General features: G+C 54.9%; 4 protein-coding genes and 1 pseudogene. 3 read left to right on the top strand and 2 right to left on the bottom strand.

Going from position 1 to position 4,730, the window contains the following annotated elements; translation table 11 throughout:
- Positions 1-63 precede the first annotated feature (63 nt).
- Positions 64-420: a PerC family transcriptional regulator gene (locus tag HMPREF9538_RS19545; RefSeq protein ID WP_305953346.1), complete on the bottom strand. Its 357-nt coding sequence runs from the start codon at positions 418-420 to the stop codon at positions 64-66.
- A 128-nt stretch (positions 421-548) separates the two neighbouring features.
- Here HMPREF9538_RS19545 and HMPREF9538_RS32140 point away from each other — a divergent pair, with 128 nt between their 5' ends.
- Positions 549-671, top strand: coding sequence for a hypothetical protein (locus HMPREF9538_RS32140; protein ID WP_004146686.1), 123 nt, complete (start codon positions 549-551; stop codon positions 669-671).
- On the opposite strand, the gene HMPREF9538_RS19535 is transcribed toward HMPREF9538_RS32140, so the two are convergent.
- On the bottom strand, positions 666-1,232 hold the full coding sequence (locus HMPREF9538_RS19535) for a helix-turn-helix transcriptional regulator (RefSeq protein WP_002885396.1): 567 nt from the start codon (positions 1,230-1,232) through the stop codon (positions 666-668). The two genes, HMPREF9538_RS32140 and HMPREF9538_RS19535, sit on opposite strands and share 6 nt — an antisense overlap.
- A gap of 633 nt (positions 1,233-1,865) precedes the next feature.
- Between HMPREF9538_RS19535 and pgaA the strand changes: the two genes are divergently transcribed.
- The gene (gene pgaA / locus HMPREF9538_RS19530; RefSeq protein WP_072198926.1) at positions 1,866-4,313 is read left to right on the top strand and encodes a poly-beta-1,6 N-acetyl-D-glucosamine export porin PgaA; all 2,448 of its coding nucleotides are present in this window, start codon (positions 1,866-1,868) and stop codon (positions 4,311-4,313) included.
- A gap of 8 nt (positions 4,314-4,321) precedes the next feature.
- Positions 4,322-4,730, top strand: a pseudogene (gene pgaB / locus HMPREF9538_RS19525) (poly-beta-1,6-N-acetyl-D-glucosamine N-deacetylase); the annotation flags it as partial.

A 4,730-nucleotide genomic window follows, 5' to 3' on the forward strand; every position in this document is an offset into this window, starting at 1 on the left:
CCTGTGGAGGACCCGCAGGCCGGATAAGGCGAAGCCGTCAGGCAAACGTCGTGAAGAAAGGCATTACTCGGCGGCCGTTTTCCCTTTGCCGGGCAGTCTGAATGCTTCGCCATAGGGCTTCGCAATGCCCATACGATATTGAGTCTCTTTCGCCGCCTGGTGGAGGTCGGCAAACTCCTCTTTCGGCGCCGGCGGACGTTGCGCCTTTTTCAGACACTGATTGCGATGGTGACGGATCCACTCTCGGTCCTCATCGTCCAGGCAACGCTGCATCACCTCAATCCATCTGGATGCCGCCCGACGGTAGAGGCCGCATGCCTCTAACCGCTCAGCAATACTGTCCCTTATTCTCATCCACCTCGCTCCTCTGATGCTTTCACGATATCTCATGGTATTCCGACGCGTGAGTCGGAATACCATGGTAGTGTTAATTTATGACAAAACTATTCCTGTGCGGCGCAAGGAATATATTCATTATAATAATCGCTGTGCATAGCAAACCGCATTGGCGGTAAATACTTCCAAAGAGCTCCGGAATTATATGCCGAATGCCATCATCGATACCGCCGGGTATCGACGGTTGTACCTATCAATATCTATTTAATTTATTAGATTTTCGTCAACAAATACCTTGCGATAACATCCATTCTCTGTACAGCGAAGCTTCATAACGAACGTTCGGTCTGCTCCAGCAGCTTATTTCGAAAGATAAATAAGCAAGCTTCATTAAAATTATCTAACCCCAACCGCTCATAAAGCGCAGTACGCTTGCGGTAAAGGCTTTTTAGTGACGTATTGAGATTGACGGCCACCTCCTCCATGGTCATCCCCGCCATGAGTAAACGTAACATTAACTGTTCAGACAAACTTAAGCGCAGATCGTCAAACCACTCTTTGGTCAGACGCTTGCTATTCATCTCCAGAAAAAGGCCAAATAATGTCGCCATATCCGCGGGTGATAATGACATGTTTAAAAACGATTTCAGGCTCAGTAAATGCTCTTCCCGATGGCGCATATCGAGGACGATACAACATATTCGCTTTCTGGATTTCGCCGCTGCCAGCACGAGATAATCGTAATGGCAAAGCGGCGAGCGGCTATCAACCAGCAGAGAGACTTCATCAACCTCATTATCTAAAATCGCTTTTCCGCTAGAATCTAACTGAATGATATCAGGAAAAAAATTCTTAACACCTTGAAAAAGATAGTAATCCTGGGTAACCAATATCATTAAAGTTGCCACAAATCGTCCCTTTAACATTTAATCAACAAATTCTCGTCAACCAGACGTTTTCCCTCCCCCTATGGAACGCTTCGCATGGCGGTGAAAATAACGAGACCTGTGATTTATCATTAGCGCGGCATCTGAATCTGGCTGTGAAAACCCTCCTTGCGTTCTGACAGGAAATAAACAGATTGATTATAAATAAAAAAAATCCACAGAAAAGATGCTTTTTTTGCTATTGAGAATTTTTGTCAGAAATCATCTTAAATATTACCTAAAAAACTCTAACCCCAACTAAATATAAGTCACACCGCCATTTTGAAACAAAATTCCATCTGACTTTCTTTTTTATTTATATCAGTAGGTTAAAGAAATCAACTTGAACACTTCCGTTCGAACGAAGTCGATTTTACAGAATTATCTTAAAACGCAGGCCATAATTTATCCATATTTATCGGTTGCCGTATCGGGTATAAATTACCCATTCATTTATCAACAGGAGATATGTTTATTAGTTTGCAATAGGTCATTCACCTGCAGTGCCAGTCAGCTAAATGGGACCATCCTCATCCTTTAACTCACCGTCAAAGGACGGTCGTGTTGTGCAATGGATTCTTGATGAACATATGGCAAATAGAAATGGAAAGATCACCTTATTCAAATACGTTATTGTTTAATCGCAACACGAAACTCTCGCTATCAATCGGCTTGCTTTTACTCTTCCCGGCGCTGGTTCAGGGAGCGGATTCGCTCTATGACCAGCAAATCTTGCAAGCGCGCCAAGGTCAGTACGCCCCCTTTCTCAGTTACCTTCAGCAGTACCAGCTGCGGCATGCCTTAACCCCTTCTCAGGTGGCGGACTGGCTGCAGGTGGCCCTCTGGGCCGGTCAGGACGATGAAGTGGTGAAAGTCTGGCGACGCTACCAGGTCTATATGCCGCTTCCTGCACGGGGCACCGCCGCCGCGGCGCAGGCCCTGCGCAACCAGAAGCAGTGGCAAACCTCGCTCACCCTCTGGCAGCAGGCGCTCAGCCAGGCCCCTGGCAGCGACGACTATCGTATCGGCTATATCAAAACGCTCGCCGATGCCCGCAAGGACGGCGAGGCGCTCAGCGAAGCGCGTCGCCTGGTGGCGGAGCAGGCGAGCGTTGCGCACCTGCAGACGCTCTCCTATGTCTACCTGCGGCTGGGCAAAAGCTGGGACCAGCTGTTGGTGGACACGCAGATCCTCGATCGTGAACCGCAAAACAAAACCGCGCTGGCCAGCCTGATGGCGACCCTGACCCGCAACCGGATTGATTCCCCTGCTCTCGGCCTGGCGAATAGCGTCGAACTGACGCCTGCGGAAAAGCGTAACTTGCAGCTGAACGCCGCCGCCGAACTGGTGCGCCTTGCCGATACCCCTTCCCGCGAAGAAAAGGCGCGTTACGCGCTGGCCCGCACGGCGCTCACGCAGTATGACGCGATGATCGCCGCCTGGCACCCCGACCCACAGGCTGCGCCCGACATCATCCGGGCGCGTATTGATCGTCTGGGCGCGCTGTACGCCAGCGCCGAGTACGCGCAGGTCATCCGCGAATACCAAAGCCTGATCGCCCAGCAGCAGACCGTTCCCGACTGGGCCATCGGCTGGGTCATCTCCTCTTTTATCGCCCTTAAGCAAATTGAGCCTGCGCTGACGCTTATCCACCAGCATCCTTCGTGGCTGACAAGCCAACAGAATGAGGAACACGAGCTTTTCTACGCTCTGCTGGACACCGGTCAGTACCCGGAGGCGCAACGGTATGTCGCCCGCCTCACCAGGAATGCGCCCTACATCCGTCGTCTCTACGGCTCGCCAACGCCGCAGCCGAACGACGACTGGCTCACCGCACAGTCGCTTAACGTGCACTATTTAGCGGCTACCAACGACCTGCCGCAGGCCGAAGCCCGAATGCAGCGCCTGGCGGCGACGGCCCCTGGAAACCAGGGCCTGCAGATAGACTATGCCGCCCTTCTGCAGGAGAGAGGATTGCCACGGGCAGCCGAACGCCAGCTAAAAGCGGCGGAATCTCTGGAACCCGCCAGCCTGCAGCTGGAGCGCCAGCAGGCCTGGGTCGCCCTCGATCTGCAGGAGTGGCGGCAAATGGATCTGCTGGCTGACGACGTCGTCGCCCGCTCGCCACGGGATCTGAACACCCAGCGCCTGGCCAGAGCGCGCGAGATCCATTATCTCTCCGAGCTGCGCCTGAGCGTTGGCAAAGGGCTGCATTCCGACAACCCGGTGAGCGGCACGCACGACCTCAGTTTTGAGACGGCGATCTACAGCCCGCCGCTAGCCGACAGCTGGCGGTTGTTCGGCGGGCACCGCTTCGCTGAAGGCAATTTTGAAGAGGGGAAAGGCAGCCGTCGCCAGCTGTTTGCCGGTATTGAATGGCGTCCGCGCGACTACTGGGGCGAGCTTGAGCTCTCCAGCGTCAATTTTCACGGCGAGAACAAGCCCGGCGTCCGCCTTTCCGCCGCCCATGACGTTAGCGATCGCTGGCAGCTGGGCGGCGAACTGGAGCGGATTTCGCAGCAGACGCCGCTGCGCGCGTTACGCAACGGCGTCAGCGCCAACCGCGGCGAAGGCTGGCTGCGCTGGTCTCCAAACGAACGCCGGGAGTACCGCGTCAGCGCGGCCGCCAGCCGGTTTACCGATCGCAACCGCCGCCATGAGTACACCCTCTCCGGTAAAGAACGCCTCTGGCAAACCCCATGGTTAACGCTGGATTTGCAGCCCGGTCTGTCGGCCAGCGCCAATAGCCGCACCGACACCGCCTACTACAGTCCGGCACGGGACCTCGCCGCCACCGCGGCGCTGGCCGTCGATCACACGCTTTACCAGCGCTATGACACCGTCTGGAGCCAGCAGTTACTCGCCGGCGGCGGCAGCTACTGGCAAAAAAATCACGCCGCCGGGGCGATCACGGTGCTGGGTTACGGGCAGCGCCTGCGCTGGAACAACGTCGTCGACACCGGGGTGATGCTGAACTGGGATAAGCGCCCCTACGACGGCAAACGTGAAAACAACCTCGCCATCACTCTTGATGCAAATATACGGTTTTAAGGATGACCATGCTGAACACGACCCTGCGCAACGGCCTGATGCTTCTCATCTGGCTGTGCCTTATCTTCAGCGTGCGTGCTGAGGAAGTCCCCTTCCTCGCCCCGCAGCAGCGCCCCCAACTGGAGGCCAATCAACCCTGGCCGGCGGATCGCTTTCTGGTGCTGGCCTACCATGACGTCGAAGACGATGCCGCCGACCAGCGTTATCTTTCGGTGCGCACCAGCGCACTCAATGAGCAGATCGCCTGGCTGCTGCATAACGGCTACCATGCGATTAGCGTTCAGGACATTCTCGATGCGCATTATGGCTTAAAGTCGCTGCCGCCCAAGGCTTTTCTCCTCAGTTTTGACGATGGTTACAGCAGCTTTTACACCCGCGTATGGCCGCTGCTTAAAGCCTGGAACGTCCCCCCGCCCC

Source organism: Klebsiella sp. MS 92-3, from assembly GCF_000195655.1.
GTDB lineage: Bacteria > Pseudomonadota > Gammaproteobacteria > Enterobacterales > Enterobacteriaceae > Klebsiella > Klebsiella pneumoniae.